Genomic DNA, 18,288 nt, shown 5'->3' on the forward strand with positions numbered 1-18,288 from the left:
TTGCTTTGCAAAGGTATAAGTTTATTCACGGCTAACCTTGTCTATCCCGTTAATTTTTTTCAGCCTTTGAATGATGGTATTCAGGATATTATTATTCTTCACAACCAGGGTGATCCGCCCGCTAAAGATCCCGTCTGAACTGTCAAAATTCAGGTTTTTCATGTTCACGTGCATATTGCTGGAGATCTCTTTAGTGATCTCACTAACAAGACCCAGGTTGTCTATTCCCTGCAGCCTGATCACGGCAACAAAGTCCTGTTGAGAACTGTCTATCCATTTTGCCTGGATGATCCTGTAGGCGTAATTGCTTTGTAGCTGAAGAGCATTCGGGCAGTCCTTCTTATGAACTTTTATGCCGTCGTTTACTGAAATAAAACCAAAAACGCTATCCCCTGGAATTGGATTACAACAATTGGATAATTTGTATTCCAGCTTTTCTTCTTCCTTTCCGAAAACCAGCTGGTCATACTTGGCCGTGATCTCTTCTTTGTCAAGATCTGTTGCGACCTGCGACTTTTTGATCTTATTTTTAAAATAACTTACCAGAGCATTGCTTCTGGAATTTGCAAAATCCTTCAGCATTTTATTGTCGATCTTTCCAATTCCAACCCGGTAGAAAAGGTCCAGGCTTGTTTTAAGATTGAAAAAAACTACCAGTTCATTAATAGATTTCTCGTTGAACTGAATTTTCTGGGCCTTTAATTTCCTGGCCAGTATGGCTTTTCCTTCTTCGGCGATTTCTTTTTTCTCTTCCTTCAGAGAAGATTTTATTTTGGCTCGTGCCCTCGCAGTGTTCGCATAATCCAGCCAGTTTATATTTGGTTTGGCGTTATCTGAAGTTATGATCTCTACCTGGTCACCACTTTTAAGTTCATGACTAAGAGGTACAAGTTTATTGTTTACCCGTGCTCCACGCGTATGTATACCAATTTCTGTATGAATACTGAAGGCGAAATCTAATGGCGTAGAACCTTTTGGCAGGGATTTTAGATCTCCTTGCGGAGTAAAAACAAAAATCTCCTTGGAGTAGAGGTTCAGTTTGAATTGCTCTACAAAATCTACGGCATTTACATCCGGACTTTCCAGTGCTTCCTGCAAACGGGTAACCCATTCTTCAAACCCTCTTTCCTCTTTGTTATTTTTACCTTGCTTGTATTTATAGTGAGCGGCATAACCTTTCTCAGCGATCTCGTTCATGCGCTCGCTTCTAATTTGCACCTCCACCCATCTGCCTTTTGGTCCCATTACCGTAATGTGTAGGGCTTCATATCCGGTAGATTTAGGGGAAGAGATCCAGTCTCTTAATCTCGTGGGATTAGGCCTGAAGTGGTCTGTTACGATAGAATATATTTTCCAGGCCAGGAATTTTTCTTGAGAAGGTTCACTATTGTAAATGATCCTGATCGCAAACTTATCGTAGATTTCATCAAAACTTATATCCTGGGCCTTGATCTTTCTGTTAATGGAATAGATCGATTTCGGACGACCTTTAATTTCATAATCAAGATCTTCCTTGTCCAGGCTATCCTGGATAACCTTGCTGAATTCTTTAATATAGGCATCCTGCTCTTCCTTACTTTCCTTGATCTTGGTGAGGATATCCTGGTAAACTTCCGGCTCGGTATATTTCAGTCCCAGGTCTTCCAGTTCGGTTTTAATATTATATAACCCAATTCGGTGGGCCAGGGGAGCGTAAATATAAAGTGTTTCCGAAGCAATTTTCACCTGTTTGTCCGGTCGCATTGCATCCATGGTTTGCATATTATGCAACCTGTCTGCGATCTTAATAATAATTACCCTTACGTCATCATTCAGGGTAAGCAGCATTTTCCTGAAATTCTCTGCCTGCAGGGAAACATCTTTGTCCTTTTTAAGGCTTGATATTTTTGTGAGTCCGTCCACGATCTTTGCCACGGTTTCACCAAACATTTCCCTTAGGTCATCGAGAGTATATTTAGTGTCTTCTACCACATCGTGAAGTAATGCTGCCGCAATGGAGGTGGCATCAAGTCCAATCTCAGATGCTACTATTTTTGCTACGGCAATGGGATGGAAGATATAGGCTTCCCCAGATTTACGGCGCTGGTCTTTGTGCGCATCAACTGCCGTATCAAACGCCTTCCTGATAAGTTTCTTGTCATCTTCAGAAAGTGTTTGATAACTTATACGCAGTAACTCCTTATACTGCCTTGCAATTTGCTTGTTTTCTTTTGCTATTGCTGCCTCTGTCATAGGCTAAAAATACAATTAAGATTATAAGGAAACAACTAAAATTGGGCCTTCAAATTTCGATATCTCTGTAATAGACTCGGGTGAGAATAGTGTACAAAAATATAGGCTTTATGAGGGGTTAAGTTGCTCAGAGTATTCTTGGATAATCTCTTTAAGCTGGAAATTAGTGAATCACCATTATAGGTGTTTCGGGCATAATTGTCTGCCTGGTATTCAAACTTTCTTGAAATATAGTTCATGACGAGTCCGGTAATTTCTGAAATTGGACTGTATAGAATTCCGAAGGCTACTAAACCAATATGAAAACTTGGTGTTGCTACACCCAAAGCTTCAGAAAGTAATGGATTCCCCACAAAAAGCGATAATAACCAGAGCGTAAAACCAGTTGTTAGGACAGATGCAATTAGATTAACGATAATGTGATTTTTTTTATAGTGTCCTACCTCATGAGCGAGAACAGCTACTATTTCTTCCTCTTCAAGATCATTGATAAGTGTATCATACAAGGTAATTCTCTTCTCTCTTCCAAACCCTGAAAAATAGGCATTGGCCTTGGTACTCCTTTTTGAACCGTCTATTACAAAAATGTTATCAAGCTGGAATCCAACACTTTTCGCATATTGTTCAATCTTTGTTCTAAGGGAACCCTCTCTCAGCGGAGTTTGTTTATTGAATAATGGAACTATTAGTTTCGCATAGAACATATTCATGAAAACTGAAAATACGGCAATTAATATCCAGGCATACCACCAGAAATTATCTCCGGCAAACTGGTAGAACCAAACGATAAGGGCTAAGATTCCCCCACCAATTATGGCAGACATCACCAGGCCTTTTACTTTGTCCAAAAAAAAGGTTCTTTTGGTAGTTTTATTGAAACCATATTTTTCTTCTATTACAAATGTGCTATACCATGAAAAAGGGGTCATGAGAATATCACTACCTAACATAATAATCCCAAAAAAGATCAGGGCTACCAAGATATTGCTGTCACTAAAATTTCTCGCCAGCTGGTCTACAAAAGAGAAGCCATCAAAAATTATAAATCCTAAAGTAAGCAGGACAGAAAATGTACTGGAGATCATCCCGAATTTAAAACGTTCTTTCTTATATCTTTGTGATCTCTCATATTCTTCTTTATCGTAAACATCGGTAAGTTCAGGAGGAATAGGATCATTAAAATGTTTCGCGTTCACCGCATCCAGAATTTTATCGATGATAAAATCTATGATAATGATGGCTATAATGATATAAAATAGAGTTTCTGCTGTCAAAATTTCCTGATTTATTTGGGGTGGACGGCTCTCTGCCTTTTTGCTTCAAAAATAAGAATTCCTGCTGCTACAGAAACGTTCATGGAATCTATTTCGCCATGCATGGGAATGATGATATTCTGGGTAGAATTTTCCAACCATTCGTCGCTTAAGCCTGTAGCTTCAGTTCCCATAACAACAGCTGAGCCTTTACTAAAGTCGATTTCGTGGTAAGGCTTCGAGGCTTGTAAAGCTGCAGAATAGATTGGAATATTCTGTCTTTTTAGAAAATCTATAATTTCAGAGGTGTGCCCGGTAGCGATCTTATTAGTAAATATACAGCCTACGCTGCTTCTAATGATATTGGGATTATATAGATCGGTCTTTGGATTGGCAATTATCACAGCATCTACCGCAGCTGCATCTGCCGTTCTTAGAATTGCACCGATATTTCCCGGTTTTTCAGGTGCTTCCGCAACCAGAATGAGCGGATTAGTGTTTGAAAATTCAAGATTTTCCAGTTGATGTTCTTTCGTTCTGAATACAGCGATCAATCCTTCAGTACTTCCCCGATAGGCGATCTTTTCATAGACTTCGTGGCTTATTTCTGTGATCGATGCAGGGTTACTGCTATTAGCCTTGGATATTTCAACCACTTCCGACAGCTCCATGAGCTCGGGAACAAAATAGAGATGAAGAGGGGAGTAGCCACCTTTTACGGCAAGGGAAATTTCCCTTTGTCCTTCGATTACAAAAGAGTTTTCTTTTCTACGATTGCGGGATTTTTCCTGTAATTGTAATAGCCATTTGATCTCTTTGTTCCGCAGGCTTGTGATCTGTTTTAACATAGGCGTAAAAATACATAGATAATAAGCATAAAAAAAGTTGCCTGAAAACCGAATTGACGTCATCCTGAATTTATTTCAAGATCTTTAAAGATTAAATTTATCAACCTATAGAGAAGCTGAAACAAGTTCAGCTTGACGTGTCCAGATTTCAGGCAACCTTAAAATATCAGGAAATACTATTCACTTTCCTGTTCCTTATATTTCCTGGAATATCGCTTCCAAAGCTCTGTTTGATGAGTTTCCAGGCTAATTTTGCGGCCATCGATGAAGGCATGAGTAAGAATATTTCCTCGCATGTCCAGAGCATCTCCTTCAGAAATGAACAAAGTGGCCGACTTACCTTTTTCCAGGCTACCGTAATTATCATCTATACCCAAGATCTTTGCAGTATTAGATGTAATTAATTTCAGGGCATCTTCCTTATCCATTCCGAAGGCAGCGACTGTTCCGGCATAGAAAGGTAAATTTCGCGTATTCATCCTTTCCATTTGTCCGCTGCTTTCAAGGGCTACGAGAACCCCTTTATCCTGGAGTAGTTTTGCTAATTTGTAGGGATAATCATAATCTTCATATGCTTCCTCAGGTATACTGTGAGGCCTGTTCACCAGAACAGGAATGTCATTGTTTTTAAGGTCTTCAGCAACACCAAGAGCATAATAACCTCCTACAATTATCAGGTTTTCGAGTTTATGTTCTTTTTTGAACTGAATAAGGTCCAGGATCTCCTTTTCACCATCAACGTGTACAAACACCTTTTTGTCTCCGTTAAATACCGGCTCCATGGCTAGGAATTGTAGGTTTTTATAATCCCTTTTTCCTTCCAGGTAAGCCCGGGCAGACGAAAAGAAATCTGAAAGTTCCTGAACATCCTCCATATATTCTTTGTTAGGTTTCAGATCTGGGTCTTCGCCTCTCCACCATCTGCCTCTTTTATAATTTTCAGGCCAGTTGATATGTAAACCATCATCTTCTTTTACCACCGCATCTTCCCAGTTCCAGGCATCGAATTGAACGATAGAGGAAGTGCCTGAGATTTTTTCTCCACGAGGAACTATCTGCCCCAGAAGTACTCCGTTAGGCCTCATAGATTCCACGATCTTGCTTTCGGCATTATATGCAATCAAACTTCTAATGTTCGGTAGCATTTCACCTATTTCATCCTGATCTACTGTAGCCTTAACGGCAGAGATCTCTACGAGTCCCAGGGTAGAATTTGGAGCTATAAAACCAGGATAAACATGTTTTCCCTCTGCATTAATGATCTTTCCAGGATATTGCCTTTTAGTGAGATCTTTTGAGGTTACCTCTATGATCTTTCCGTTTTCAATAATTATCAGGCTATTCTCTATAATTTCCCCATTTCCCAGGTGAGCTGTCGCTCCAACAATGGTTATTGCTTCAGTTTGTTTTCCTGCAGGAGTTTGCTGGGCAAAACTTTGTCCTGAGATCATCAGGATCGCGATTAATATATATGTCTTAAGTAATTTCATTTTCCTAAAATTTATTTTACCTCTTCTAGTAGATCACAGTGAACTCTTTGTTTTTCTTCTTTTTTAATTGGCTGGGTTTCTACACCGTTGTTTTTAGCTTTTAACATCATACCAATAAGTTCATTACGCTCTTTCCTGATCTCCTTGCGCATTTCTGAATCGCGCTCTATATCAAAATAGAAAACGCCTTCAACCATGGTTTTCTCTGGTTTTGCGTAGATGGAGAGAGGATGGTCATTCCAGAGAACAAGATCGGCTTGTTTTCCTGTTTTTATACTGCCAACCAGGTTATCTATATGTAACAGCTTTGCCGGATTGATGGTCACCATTTTCCAGGCTTCTTCCTCGCTCATTCCACCATATTTTACACTTTTGGCTGCTTCCTGATTCAACCTTCGGCTCATTTCACCGTCATCACTATTAATTGCAACGGTAAGGCCGGCCTCGGTCATGATCGAAGCATTATAAGGAATGGCATCATTTACCTCATATTTATACGCCCACCAGTCAGAAAAAGTAGAAGCTCCCACGCCGTGTTCCTTCATTTTATCAGCTACTTTATATCCTTCAAGAATATGAGTGAAAGTATTGATATTAAAACCGAAATTTTCAGCAACTTTCATCAGCATGTTAATCTCGCTTTGAATATATGAATGTGAGGAAACAAATCTTTCGCCATTGAGGATTTCCAAAATGGTTTCCATTTCCAGGTCTTTTCTGAAATCTGAATCGTCTCTGCTCGATTCATAAGCTTTCGCCCGGCTAAAATAATCGGTAAAAACCTGTTCTACACCCATACGGGTTTGAGGAAATCTCCCGCCACTCCAGTTGGATTGTTTTACATTTTCACCTAAAGCAAATTTGATGAAAGGAGGAGCCTGTTCAAAGATCATATCTTCAGCGCTTTCTCCCCATTTTAATTTCAGGATTGCCGATTGGCCTCCAATAGGATTTGCTGAACCATGTAAAAGCTGAATGGTTGTAACTCCACCGGCAAGATTGCGGTAAATATCAATATCGGTAGGATCTACAACATCTTCCATTTGTACTTCAGCAGAAGAGTTGTGACCGGCTTCATTAATTGCAGATGCCGCTATGTGTGAGTGTTCGTCTACGATTCCTGCGGTGAGATGTTTCCCCGTCGCATCGATGACTTTTGCTCCACCGGCATTTATTCCAGCTCCAATTTTAACAATTTCACCATTTTTAACCAGTACATCGGTATTTTCTAGAACACCATCTTCTTCACTGGTCCACACCGTAGCGTTTTTGAAAAGTACGTTTTGTTGTTGAGGTTTGCTTGAAAAACCGTAGGCGATATTGGGATAAGTGACCGGTAGCAAATTATGGATTTCCTTATCTTTCTTCATGTCATCCTTCTTTTCAGCTTCTGAAGCCTTTATTACCTGGAACGTAGTTTCATTCCCATTTTGCAGAATAGCTTTCCCCGAGATTTGCTTTGTTTCTGAAGGAACATTAGCAACCAGTCTGATGAAATCTGATTTCGTAGTATCTGGAGAAGAAAGTAGAAGATTCATCCAGTTATTTTCAAAACTGAGCTTTGAACCTATTTTGGAGTTATTGGTCTTTACTTCAGATTTTAATTTAACCGGGTCACCGCTAATTTTAAGTTCATATGTCTTTCCATTTACTTTCAGATTATAATTTCCGGTAATATCGGTTGCATCTATGCTGCTCAGGATCTTTTTCTCTCCCTGTACCCAGTTCTCATAGAGGGTAGTTTCCTTTTCGAAATAATCTCCGGAAGTGATCAGAAAGTTTGCCCAGGCACCCTCTTTTATCACGCCCAGTTTATTTTCCTGATCAATTGTTTTCGCCGGAACTGTAGTTAATGCGGCCAGGGCTTCTGCTTTTGGTAAGCCATATTCTATGGCTTTTAAAAGGTTAGTTTTAAAATCTTTTTCAGCGTCTATTGAATGTGTGGTCAAAGTGAAAGGAACCTCTTTTTCGGAAAGCATTTTCAGGTTCGCCGGAGCCTGGTTCCATTCTCTCATTTCTTCCAGACTTAGTTGGTTAGCAAGATAAGGATCTTCAACATCGAAAGCCTTCGGAAATTTAAGAGGTACGATAAAGGTAGCATTCGAAGCTTTTGCTTTATCGAGCCTTTGATATTCCTTTCCGCTTCCAAGTATCACATACTGAATTCCAAATTCATCGCCTACTTTATCTGCTCTGAATTCGTCAAGTAAATTATCTGTAGCAAATATCTGAACTAGGTTTTTATTTCTGTTCAAAGCTTCAAGAGCAAGATCTTTGTTTTTTGCATGGCCTTCTGCATACCATTTTGCATCCAGATAAGCCTGGCGTATCAAAGCCATGGCTCCCATGGTAGAAGTAGGGTAAGATTGCCTGGATTGTACACTTTTATCCAGGGATAGGTATTGTGACGACCTTCCTTCAAGGATTCGGTCACCTTCAGATACTTCCGGAGTTAAAGCCACCAGCATTCCGGCGCCCCTGATAATACCGTCTGGGACATGAGTGTTTACTACACCAAATCCCGCTTGGTGATATTTTTCAGCTTCTTTAGAATCGAATTTGAAGTGTGAAATAGCTTCGGTATCAGGCCTTATGTGATCGTTCCAGTAAAATCCTTCCCGTGCTGCATCGTATTGAGGAGTATTCCCAGCTTCAGCTTTTTTTGGCTCTGGAATTCCGAAATCGCTGAAAAGATCTATAAAGGATGGATACACTTCTTTCCCTTTAAGATCGATCACGATACTATTTTCAGGAATATCGATGGATTTCCCAACGGCGGTAATCTTTCCTTCTGTTATTGCGAACATCCCATTTTCGATCACATTTTGGGGATCTGTGTGGATACGGGCATTCTTAAAAACGGTGTAATTGGTGTTACGGGTTTTCACACCATCATTCTTGGGGAAGTATTCCTGGGAATGCAATACGCAACTACAAAGGAATACACCTAAGATCAGTAATTTTAGTTTCATAAATGTTTAGTGGATTTAAATAAAAGTATAGGTCTAAAATTTAAGAGCCTTAAAGTAAGAAAATTTCAGCAATCCTATAGTATCTAAAAGGCATTGCGGGTATCGTCAAAATAATTTACGAGAAGGGCAACCACATAACTATAGCTTTTCATCCCATCGGCCTGATTATTCACGATAAGATACCGGTTATAGGTAGCCTTGAAAATGGGTTCAAACGGGTTTTGATGTTTTAGCCAGAACTCATCTACTTCCCGGTAGTTTTTAAGAATTCCAGGGTTCATTCTTTCAATAAGTTCATCGGCTTTTTCTTTATCTCTTCTATAGAGTTCACTAAGGCAATAACTCAATGCGAAAGTATAGCCAGAGTACTGGAAGTGTTTGTTGGGGTGGTTCATGGTTACCAGGCAGGCGATAAAGTTTGCCTCATTCTCCTTGGCAAATCCTAGTTGATGCCCAACCTCATGACTTGCCGTGGTAGGGATTTTATAGGGCAGTATTAAACTATTAACCTGTGCCTCGTTCGTTAGCGGATTCAGGTAACCGTTAAAGCCCATATAGGTAAGGGGAAGACTATAAATAGATCTTTTTAAAGCCTCGCCATTATATGCCAGTTCCGGAAAGTCATTCTCGATATTCTTGTAACCCTGTAACGTAGTCTCGAATAATTCCCTTTTCGAAAAGTCATAATTTACTTTTGTAGAATCGTTCGCTGCAAGTTCAGCATGTAAACCATTAGACCTTTCGATCAATTTTTCAGTGAGCGTAATTAATTTTTCGGTGGTGTATTTATTATCAATCTCCAGGCTTTTGTGGAGAGGTAACCTGTAATAATTAAATCCCCAGAATAGGTGAAAACAGAAATAGATCACAGAGAGGGTAGCCAGCGTATCTGGAATCCAGATCTTCGGATCTTTAAATTTCTGAGAAATTCTTCTTACCAGCCACATGATGGCAAGAATGATCAGAATTCCGTAAAGTATATCACCCATGGAAAAGGGGACGATTCCAAGGCTAAATCTCATAATTCTGGAAATCACTGGATATAATCCATGAGAATAATATTCTTCCACAAACTCTGAATGTCGAGCCAGAAGATTTATCCCGATGATCTGTACCGGTAGAAGTATAGCCAGAACAAGGGTAGACTTTCTTTTCACAAGATAAAAATAGGAATATTCAGGAGGACTCAAATTTTAGAGTTCAGTATTTTCGAATACCTTTGTGAAGATACCAAAATTTAGATCAATGAACGAAGAAATAAGGGCATTGGAACCCAAAGTTTTATGGAACAAATTTGCAGATTTGAATGCAGTTCCCAGACCCTCGAAAAAAGAAGAAAGAGTTATTGAATTCATTAAGAATTTCGGGAATAACCTCAATTTAAAAACTGAAGTGGATAGTGTTGGTAATGTGGTGATCTATAAGCCGGCTACCTCTGGAATGGAGAATCGAAAGAAGATAGTTCTTCAGGCGCATCTTGATATGGTACACCAGAAGAATAATGATACCGATTTCGATTTTGACACTCAGGGAATAGACATGTATGTAGATGGAGACTGGGTAAAGGCGAAAGGGACCACTCTTGGTGCTGATAATGGCCTTGGTGTGGCTACTATGATGGCTGTCCTGGAAAGCGACTCTATTGAGCATCCTGCTATCGAAGCTCTTTTCACTATTGATGAAGAGACGGGGATGACCGGGGCTAAAGGTTTGAGTCCGGAATTACTTGATGGAGAGATCCTTCTAAATCTTGATACTGAAGAAGACGATGAAATAGGAATTGGTTGCGCCGGGGGAGTAGATATAACGGCTACCAAAAAATATGAAGAGGAGAAAATGCCTGATGCTTACCGTTCTTACTCGGTTAAAGTAAAAGGTTTAATGGGTGGTCATTCCGGGATGGATATCATTAAAGGTTTAGGTAATGCCAACAAGATGATGAATCGCCTTTTGCTAAACACTTCTGAAGATCTGAAATTAAGGATTTCAGCCATCAATGGGGGCGGACTTAGAAATGCGATTCCGCGTGAAAGTGAAGCAATAGTCGCCATACCAGATACTGAGGAGGAAAGCTTTAAAAAAGAAATAGAGTCCCGTGCGGCTGATATCAAATCTGAATATACTTCCCTGGAACCAAATCTTACTGTGGAAATTCAGAAGATACCAACAGAGAACTCCATTATGGATCTTAAATCTCAAAAAGAAGTTTTACTTGCTTTGGCAGGGGCACATAATGGTGTTTATAGAATGAGTCCGGAAATTGAAGGACTGGTGGAAACATCTAATAATATCGCCAATGTCACGCTTAAAGATGGTGAGGTTTATATTAAATGTCTTACAAGAAGTTCTGTTGAATCTTCTAAGGATGACCTGGCCAGTTCTCTTAAATCTGTTTTTGAACTTGCTGGTTTTGATGTTGAACTGTCGGGCGAATATCCAGGATGGGCACCAAATAGCGATTCTGCTATTTTGAAAACTCTTGATGAGATCTATCAAAAAATGCATGGTGAAAGAGCTGATATTGCTGCCTGCCATGCCGGATTGGAATGCGGGATCATTGGAAGCCACTATCCTGAAATGGATATGATCTCATTTGGTCCTACCATTAGAGGAGCACATTCTCCAGATGAGAGGGCAAGTATTAAATCTGCCCAGAAATACTGGAAGTTCTTACTGGAAGTTTTAAAGAACATTCCGGAGAATTAAAATCTCGTGAAGATGTAGAAAATAAAAAAGCCCTCAGAAAATTTCTGAGGGCTTTTTTAGCTTTTAAAACTTTGATTATTTTGTTTCGTTGGCCATTTCTACCAGTTCTATCTTAAAGATGAGGTCTGCATTCGGAGGTATTACTCCGCCAGCACCTCTTTCTCCATAACCTAGGTGGCTAGGGATCCAAAGTACAGCTTCATCACCTATACTCATCTGTTGAATTCCTTCTTTAAAACCAGGGATCATTGGAGCATCCGGGCCGTATACCATGGCCATTGGCTGGTATCCTCCGGCAGAATCTCTTCTATGATCATAGATTCCCGTTTCTTTTGCTAACTCCATTCTATTGGTGTCGAAAATAGTACCATCAGCAAAATAACCTGAATAATTTACCATTACTTTCTGGCCATTATTTGGTTTTTCTCCTTCTCCTTTATTTTCAAAGTAGATTTTAAGTCCGCTGTCTAAAGAGTCTGCTTTAGCTTCCAAAGCTTCAAATTCTTCGGCTTTTTCTTCTGCCATTTCCTGCATTTTCTTCGCTTCAGCTTCCTTTTCTGCTTCAATGGCAGCAAGTTCAGATTCAAATACTTTTGGAGCATCGAAGTTCTTAGCAGCACTACCTTTTCTAATGATGTTCACCTCGTTCATCACTACATCCTTCACAGGACGATCACGCTGGGCAGTTTCAGTTTTCCCGATGGAGTCTACCACATCCTGACCTTTTACGATCTTTCCGAATACTGTGTGTTTTCCGTCAAGTTGCTGAACCGGAGCAAGAGTTATGAAAAACTGGCTTCCGTTTGTGCCAGGACCGGCATTAGCCATTGAAAGGACTCCTTTTGAATCATGACTTAAGGAGTCTACAAATTCATCTGGATATTTGTATCCCGGGCCACCACTACCTGTTCCGGTAGGATCTCCACCCTGGATCATAAATCCATCGATAACACGGTGGAAAATCAGACCTTCGTAGTATTTTTTACCTTCGTAGGTACTGTCTACCATTTTACTGGTTCCTTCGGCAAGAGAGACGAAGCTGGCCACGGTCATAGGGGTTTCTTCAAAATAAAGTTCCGCAACGATTGGTCCCATGGAAGTGTTGAATTCGGCATACATTCCGTCCTCAAGCTCCGGATATTCCTCATTACAGGATATCAGTGCAAATGCTAGTGTTAATAGTAAAAAAAAGCTCTTTGTTCTCATCTGTATTTAATTGTTTTTAGGGTCAGATATTAATAGCCAAAGATCATTCCATTGGAAATTGGAAATTCTCCCAGGCTTATTTCATTCTTAATTATTTATTTCCTGATTGGGTTCTTCTTTTATTTCGTGTAGGGTCACCCTCGCGGTGATTGGCGTGTTGCTGCCTATTTTCTCTTTGTCTCCGTAATAACCGAATGCCTTGTGAGAGGGGAAAAGAAAGGTAACCGTTTCACCTTCTTTCATTAGTTTTAAACCTTGCCTTAAACCGGTAAAGAGTTTTTCTTTATCCATGGTGTATTCCTGGGTTGGTTTTTCACCTTTGGCATAAATAGATTTTCCCTCTATGCTTGAAATTGAGTAATCAAAAACCACTACATCGCCAAAATCGGGTGTTCTGGTATTCGTACTGTCGGTCGACTTTTCGTTGTAATAATACCAGAATCCGTCGGCAGAAGATAAATATTCGGTATCTACATTTTCACCCATGACTTTTTTGATATAATCTTCTTCCTGGGCGATCATTTCCTTATTCCTTTCCACAGATTCGTCTATATATGAACCACTGTTCTGGGATACAGGATATCTCGCTTCCGGCGATTTACAGGAAGCTGCAAGGATCAATAAAAATATAACTGCTGTAAATCTCATTTTGAAAGTTCTTCTTTGTATTCTGGTAAGATCTGGTTGAACTTTACAATTGTATCATTCAATGAAAGATCACTTTTTCCACCAGCTGCATTTATATGACCGCCACCTTCAAAATGAGCTCGTGCAAACTTGTTGACGTCGAAGTCTCCTTTAGATCTGAAAGACATTTTGATTATGCTTTCATTGGCTTTTTCGATGAAGATCACTGCAAAAATAATTCCGTCCAGGGATAGCCCGTAATTTACAAAACCTTCGGTATCTCCTTTTTGAAAATTATGCCTGTCCAACTCATCCTGGGAAAGACTTATATAGGCCGTTCTGAGCTCTTTATTCACCTTCAGGTTTTGCAAAGCAGTCCCCAGTAATTGCAATTTATTTTCAGAATTCGTATCGAAAATGTTATTGTGGATCTGGTCGTTTACAGCTCCTTTATCTATAAGATCTGCAAGCACCCTGTGAGTGTCACTTGAAGTAGAGCTGAAGCGGAAAGATCCGGTATCGGTCATGATTCCTGTATATAGGCAGGTCGCGATCTCTGGAGTGATCTTCTTGCTGGCTCTTAGTTTATCGATAAATTTATACACCATTTCACAGGTAGAGCTCATCTTTGAATCACTATAGGTATAATGAGCATAATCTGAAGGTTCCTGGTGATGGTCTATCATAACAAAAACCGCATCTGATGCTACCAGGGAATCCTGCATTCCGCCGCACCTTGAAAGATGATTAAAGTCGAGGGTGAATACGATCTCAGCTTCAGATATAAGTCCGTCTGATCTTTCCTTCTCATTTTCATAGATAATAACCTCCTCGTTACCCGGTAACCATTTTAAAAAATGGGGATAATCGTTTGGAGCAATAACCTTTACATTGTGACCTTTGTCTTTCAGAAAATGCCATAATCCAAGACTGGATCCCATCGCATCCCCATCTGGACCTTTGTGGGGCACTATCACTATATTTTCAGCCTTGGCCAGCTCGGCCGTTATTTCGAGTATTCTGGTATCTATCATATTCGGGGCTAAATATACAATTTAATACTACTTAAGAAATAGTAGGGACTTGAAATTTATATTTCCAGGAAGATTATAAAATGTCATTTTTTCAGATGTAAAATTAACCTTTTAAATGAAGGGTTGCATCTAATGGAAATTCAGTAGTTGAACATAAAAGCTTAAAGGACTTGTATATGGGAAGGAATTATTTATTTTTGCACCAAATTTAAAAACCATACAATGGCAGGAAATAGAACATTCACCATGATTAAGCCAGATGCAGTAGAGAACGGGCATATTGGTGGAATACTAGACCAGATCACAGCTTCAGGATTCAGAATCGTAGCAATGAAGCTTACTCAAATGACTCAGAGAGATGCTGAGACTTTTTATGCGATCCATAAAGAGCGTCCATTTTTCGGAGAATTAGTTGAATTCATGACACGTGGTCCTATCGTTGCAGCAATTCTTGAAAAAGACAATGCTGTAGAAGATTTCAGAACTCTTATTGGAGCTACTAACCCTGAGGAGGCCGCTGAAGGAACTATCAGAAAAAAATACGCGAAGAGCATTGGAGAAAATGCGGTTCACGGTAGTGATAGCGATGAGAACGCACAAATTGAAGGTGCTTTCCATTTTGCAGGAAGAGAGATGTTCTAATAGAACAATTTCAATAAATCAAGAAAACCGGACTTTTTTGAGTCCGGTTTTTTTATGCTTTTTTCCAATATTGTCTAACTGAACGCAGTCGAGGTTGAAAAAATGAGATGCTGAAATAAATTCAGCATGACGAAATTTTGGGGTTATCGTCACCCTGAACTTGGTTCAGGGTCCTTATGAGCTAAGCGACGCAATCTCAAACTTTGAGGTAGTAGTGCAGAGACTGCTTCAGTCGTTATGCTTCTTCACAATGCAATTCTATGCGTCACCCTGAACTTGTTTCAGGGTCTCTAAATTTGAAATAGTTACTTTATAAGCGGTTTCTTACTGAAAATCGATTTTAGAATATAGCGGCCGTTCTGATCTTTGTCCAGTCTGGGCGAAAGAACCACAGTAATAACTGCTGCCGTGATCATTAGATAAAGATGTTCCATTTGAGGGAAAATTAATTCCAGCAAATATCTAAACACTGAAAAGATGATAATAAAGGAAAAGAAATAGATCAGGAATACTTTGACTTTATGACTCATAACTATTGAAATTTGAATTAAAACAGGTCTTATCTCAATACCAGTTTTGAAATGATCTCTTTGCCCATTTCCTCGTTGAGATTTCTAATGATCTTTTCCTTTCCATAACTCAGTTCCTCTCGTAAAACCGAAGAACTCAACTGTACATAAAGCGTATCATTTTTCAACATCAGATTGGTCGTGTATTTTTCTATGGCCGGCCCCATCTGGCTGTTCCAGACATCTCTCACTTTTACCTGGTTCAGCCCTTTTTTATCTAATTTATTTTCATCAACGAAACTCTTGAGCAGGTCGCCCAGTTTCATTTCTTCATTCTTGCGTCTCTTTTTCATCTTGGCTTAGTAAAGGTTTATATCGTTGGTAGTAGTATTTTTTATCATCCCGGTTCAGAATTACCAGTTTTTCAGCATTAGCTTCTACAACTTCCTCTGTCCATTCGTCGAAGGGGGTCTTATAATAAAGAAAAAGGCTGTTGTCTTCAATTCTCGCCGTGACTTTTTCTGAATTATTTGAATTTTCGATAAACCCACCATCGATCTTTGGTTTCAATTTCTTCCTGAAACCTGTTGAATCTGTGATCTCTATATAATCTATCAATTGACTCAAACTATATTCCACGACAGAATCTTTTGCTATTTCAACTTTTTCTATTTGCCAGTAGCCGTTAAGATTTTTTAGCTGTTCCTTGGGATCGTTCTGGGAACAGGAGGTCATGATGATAATGGCAAATATCAGGATTAGTCTTTTCAAAGCTTGAATATTTTATAGGATTGATTGCTGCTTTTAACCACTTTTTCGGTCCTGTCGGCATGTGTGTCACTAAGGAAAATTTGTCCTAATTGATCGGTTGCTACCAGGGAAACGATGTGTGAAACCCTGTGCTCATCCAGTTTATCGAAAATATCATCTAGCAAAAGGATAGGATTTACCTTGCTTATTTTTTTGATGAAATCGAACTGTGCCAGCTTCAGGGCGATCAAAAATGATTTTTGCTGACCCTGTGATCCGAATTTTTTAATGGGATGCCCTTCGATCTCGAAACTTAAATCATCTTTATGGGTTCCCACAGAAGTGTATTGCAAAGCCATGTCTTTCTGAAGGTTCTCTTCCAGTAAATTGGACAAAGACGATCCAAATAGCTGACTTTTATAATTGATGTCAACAACTTCCTTATCGTTAGTAATGTCAGAATATCTTTTGTTGAAAATAGGAATGAAATCCTTCAGGAATTCCTTTCTTTTTTCAAAAAGCTCCTGACCCAGGCTGCTCATTTGCAAATTGTAAACTTCCAGCGTGTCCCTTTCAAATGTGTTATTGGCAGCAAAATATTTTAATAATGAATTCCTTTGTGATACCAGCTTGGTATATTGTAATAGTTTGTTCAGATAAACCGGGTCACTTTGGGAGATCACTCCGTCTATAAATTTTCTCCTGGTTTCCGAACCTTCAATTATCAGGTCTCTATCTGATGGTGAAATGATAACAGTAGGAATAAAGCCTATATGATCGCTAAGCTTTTCATATACCTTGTTATTTCTTTTTATGACTTTCTTCTGACCTTTTTTAGCACTGGAAAGTATTTTTTCAGATTTCCCGTTTTTGATGAATTCGCCTTCAACCACAAAAAAGTCGGAATCGTGGTTTATATTCTGGGATGTTATGGGGTTAAAATAGCTTTTTCCGAAAGACAAATGATAGATGCTGTCCAGCACGTTGGTTTTACCCACACCATTATTTCCAACCAGACAGTTGATCTTTTCGTCGAATTCAAATTCAGCCGACTTTAGATTCTTATAATTAAGCAGGCTAAGATTTTTTAAATGCATAAATCGCTGTATTTCAGCTGGAAAAAGATTAATTGTTGAGAGCTATTTTTCGCTCTCGAAGAAGCTGAAATTATATAAAAAATACAAATAATTTATCTTTTAATTTTCACAAAAAATTCTATTTTTGCCACGCATTAACAAATTTTTATGGCAACGTATAAGAAAAGAGGATACAAGCCTTCCAATAAGGAGGAAAGGGAACAAACAGCAGAACAGGAATCTACAACTGCAGAAGTTTTTAACACTTTAGATGAAGGAGCAAGTAGAACCGAAACATGGGTGGCCGATAATCAAAAATACATCTACATCATCGTAGGTGTGGCTATAGTTGCTGTTTTAGGATATTTAGGGTATAACCGTTTCGTATTAGAGCCAAAGCAAAATGAGGCAGCCAATGAAATGGCCAAAGCTCAGGATTATATGGCATCGGCTTTAAGAGCAAATGGAGCTGAAAGCGATTCCCTATACAATCTTGCGCTGAATGGCGGAGAGGGAAAATATGGTTTCCTTGATATTATTGATAATTATGGCGGAACTGATGCTGCAAATCTTGCACATTATAACGCCGGTTTTGCATATTTGAGAACTGGAAAATACCAGGAGGCTATTGAACAACTAGAAGGTTTTGAAAGTGACGATGAGATCTTTTCAGCTCTTGCTGCAGGTGGTATTGGAGATGCGTTTATGCAATTAGAACAACCAGAGGAAGCATTAGGTTATTATGAAAAGGCTGCTGAAATGAGATCGAACTCGTTCACAACGCCAAGGTTTCTTTTGAAAGCTGCCATCACTTCAATTCAACTTGGTGATGCAGATGCTGCAGAAGGATTTTTACTTCAAATAGAAGATGAATATCCAGATGCTCCTGAAGCAGAAAAAGTGCCTATCTATCTAGGGCAGGCCCGCGCAATGAAAAATTAGA

16 protein-coding genes are annotated in these 18,288 nt (G+C 39.3%); 3 read left to right on the forward strand and 13 right to left on the reverse strand.

The genetic code is table 11. The features are described from left to right. Positions 1-21 precede the first annotated feature (21 nt). The 6 genes from ML462_RS14225 to ML462_RS14250 form a co-directional block, all read right to left on the reverse strand. Positions 22-2,232 carry a RelA/SpoT family protein gene (locus ML462_RS14225; RefSeq protein ID WP_240714492.1) on the reverse strand — a complete coding sequence of 737 codons (2,211 nt, stop codon included), beginning with the start codon at positions 2,230-2,232 and terminating at the stop codon, positions 22-24. A gap of 35 nt (positions 2,233-2,267) precedes the next feature. Further along, positions 2,268-3,506, reverse strand: a complete 1,239-nt coding sequence (locus ML462_RS14230) for a M48 family metallopeptidase (RefSeq protein ID WP_240714493.1) — start codon at positions 3,504-3,506, stop codon at positions 2,268-2,270. A gap of 11 nt (positions 3,507-3,517) precedes the next feature. Then, the gene (locus ML462_RS14235; protein ID WP_240714494.1) at positions 3,518-4,333 is read right to left on the reverse strand and encodes a TrmH family RNA methyltransferase; all 816 of its coding nucleotides are present in this window, start codon (positions 4,331-4,333) and stop codon (positions 3,518-3,520) included. Between the two features lie 176 nt (positions 4,334-4,509). Beyond that, complete coding sequence (locus tag ML462_RS14240) at positions 4,510-5,823, reverse strand: amidohydrolase family protein (RefSeq protein ID WP_240714495.1); 1,314 nt, start codon at positions 5,821-5,823, stop codon at positions 4,510-4,512. Positions 5,824-5,834: 11 nt separating this feature from the next. Next, the gene (locus ML462_RS14245) at positions 5,835-8,795 is read right to left on the reverse strand and encodes an amidohydrolase family protein (protein ID WP_240714496.1); all 2,961 of its coding nucleotides are present in this window, start codon (positions 8,793-8,795) and stop codon (positions 5,835-5,837) included. A gap of 83 nt (positions 8,796-8,878) precedes the next feature. Continuing rightward, entirely contained in the window at positions 8,879-9,985 is a 1,107-nt protein-coding gene (locus ML462_RS14250) for a DUF3810 domain-containing protein (protein WP_262914770.1), read from the reverse strand. Positions 9,986-10,040: 55 nt separating this feature from the next. Here ML462_RS14250 and ML462_RS14255 point away from each other — a divergent pair, with 55 nt between their 5' ends. Further along, positions 10,041-11,501, forward strand: a complete 1,461-nt coding sequence (locus ML462_RS14255; RefSeq protein ID WP_240714497.1) for an aminoacyl-histidine dipeptidase — start codon at positions 10,041-10,043, stop codon at positions 11,499-11,501. A 75-nt stretch (positions 11,502-11,576) separates the two neighbouring features. Here the strand turns inward: ML462_RS14255 and ML462_RS14260 are convergent, their stop codons facing one another. The 3 genes from ML462_RS14260 to ML462_RS14270 form a co-directional block, all read right to left on the reverse strand. Next, a complete protein-coding gene (locus ML462_RS14260) occupies positions 11,577-12,707 on the reverse strand; it encodes a peptidylprolyl isomerase (protein WP_240714498.1) in 1,131 nt (376 codons plus the stop codon). An 87-nt stretch (positions 12,708-12,794) separates the two neighbouring features. Further along, on the reverse strand, positions 12,795-13,355 hold the full coding sequence (gene gldI / locus ML462_RS14265) for a gliding motility-associated peptidyl-prolyl isomerase GldI (RefSeq protein ID WP_240714499.1): 561 nt from the start codon (positions 13,353-13,355) through the stop codon (positions 12,795-12,797). Beyond that, a complete protein-coding gene (locus ML462_RS14270; RefSeq protein WP_240714500.1) occupies positions 13,352-14,368 on the reverse strand; it encodes a DHH family phosphoesterase in 1,017 nt (338 codons plus the stop codon). The genes gldI and ML462_RS14270 overlap by 4 nt, the downstream gene beginning before the upstream one ends. Positions 14,369-14,590: 222 nt before the next feature. Between ML462_RS14270 and ML462_RS14275 the strand changes: the two genes are divergently transcribed. Further along, positions 14,591-15,010, forward strand: coding sequence for a nucleoside-diphosphate kinase (locus ML462_RS14275; RefSeq protein ID WP_156277374.1), 420 nt, complete (start codon positions 14,591-14,593; stop codon positions 15,008-15,010). 305 nt (positions 15,011-15,315) lie between these two features. On the opposite strand, the gene ML462_RS14280 is transcribed toward ML462_RS14275, so the two are convergent. Genes ML462_RS14280 through recF form a run of 4 tightly spaced genes read right to left on the reverse strand, consistent with a single transcriptional unit; the run spans position 15,316 to position 17,366 of the window. Beyond that, complete coding sequence (locus ML462_RS14280) at positions 15,316-15,540, reverse strand: hypothetical protein (protein ID WP_240714501.1); 225 nt, start codon at positions 15,538-15,540, stop codon at positions 15,316-15,318. 29 nt (positions 15,541-15,569) lie between these two features. After that, a complete protein-coding gene (locus tag ML462_RS14285; RefSeq protein ID WP_240714502.1) occupies positions 15,570-15,872 on the reverse strand; it encodes a DciA family protein in 303 nt (100 codons plus the stop codon). Beyond that, entirely contained in the window at positions 15,850-16,290 is a 441-nt protein-coding gene (locus ML462_RS14290) for a lipocalin-like domain-containing protein (protein ID WP_240714503.1), read from the reverse strand. The genes ML462_RS14285 and ML462_RS14290 overlap by 23 nt, the downstream gene beginning before the upstream one ends. Continuing rightward, positions 16,287-17,366 carry a DNA replication/repair protein RecF gene (gene recF, locus ML462_RS14295; protein ID WP_240714504.1) on the reverse strand — a complete coding sequence of 360 codons (1,080 nt, stop codon included), beginning with the start codon at positions 17,364-17,366 and terminating at the stop codon, positions 16,287-16,289. Before recF ends, ML462_RS14290 begins: the two co-directional genes overlap by 4 nt. Positions 17,367-17,513: 147 nt before the next feature. On the opposite strand from recF, the gene ML462_RS14300 reads away from it, so the two are divergent. Further along, a complete protein-coding gene (locus tag ML462_RS14300) occupies positions 17,514-18,287 on the forward strand; it encodes a tetratricopeptide repeat protein (protein ID WP_240714505.1) in 774 nt (257 codons plus the stop codon). Position 18,288: the final 1 nt, after the last annotated feature.

It is taken from the genome of Christiangramia lutea (assembly GCF_022489035.1).
In the GTDB taxonomy this organism is placed as follows: Bacteria; Bacteroidota; Bacteroidia; order Flavobacteriales; family Flavobacteriaceae; genus Christiangramia; species Christiangramia lutea.

Bases quoted from the DNA above. Each gene is read 5' to 3' on its own strand.
- ML462_RS14275 (WP_156277374.1), top strand. From the start codon at position 14,591: ATGGCAGGAAATAGAACATTCACCATGATTAAGCCAGATGCAGTAGAG.
- gldI (WP_240714499.1), bottom strand. From the start codon at position 13,355: ATGAGATTTACAGCAGTTATATTTTTATTGATCCTTGCAGCTTCCTGT.
- ML462_RS14225 (WP_240714492.1), bottom strand. From the start codon at position 2,232: ATGACAGAGGCAGCAATAGCAAAAGAAAACAAGCAAATTGCAAGGCAG.
- ML462_RS14255 (WP_240714497.1), top strand. From the start codon at position 10,041: ATGAACGAAGAAATAAGGGCATTGGAACCCAAAGTTTTATGGAACAAA.
- ML462_RS14240 (WP_240714495.1), bottom strand. From the start codon at position 5,823: ATGAAATTACTTAAGACATATATATTAATCGCGATCCTGATGATCTCA.
- ML462_RS14300 (WP_240714505.1), top strand. From the start codon at position 17,514: ATGGCAACGTATAAGAAAAGAGGATACAAGCCTTCCAATAAGGAGGAA.
- ML462_RS14270 (WP_240714500.1), bottom strand. From the start codon at position 14,368: ATGATAGATACCAGAATACTCGAAATAACGGCCGAGCTGGCCAAGGCT.
- ML462_RS14285 (WP_240714502.1), bottom strand. From the start codon at position 15,872: ATGAAAAAGAGACGCAAGAATGAAGAAATGAAACTGGGCGACCTGCTC.
- ML462_RS14280 (WP_240714501.1), bottom strand. From the start codon at position 15,540: ATGAGTCATAAAGTCAAAGTATTCCTGATCTATTTCTTTTCCTTTATT.
- recF (WP_240714504.1), bottom strand. From the start codon at position 17,366: ATGCATTTAAAAAATCTTAGCCTGCTTAATTATAAGAATCTAAAGTCG.
- ML462_RS14260 (WP_240714498.1), bottom strand. From the start codon at position 12,707: ATGAGAACAAAGAGCTTTTTTTTACTATTAACACTAGCATTTGCACTG.
- ML462_RS14245 (WP_240714496.1), bottom strand. From the start codon at position 8,795: ATGAAACTAAAATTACTGATCTTAGGTGTATTCCTTTGTAGTTGCGTA.
- ML462_RS14235 (WP_240714494.1), bottom strand. From the start codon at position 4,333: ATGTTAAAACAGATCACAAGCCTGCGGAACAAAGAGATCAAATGGCTA.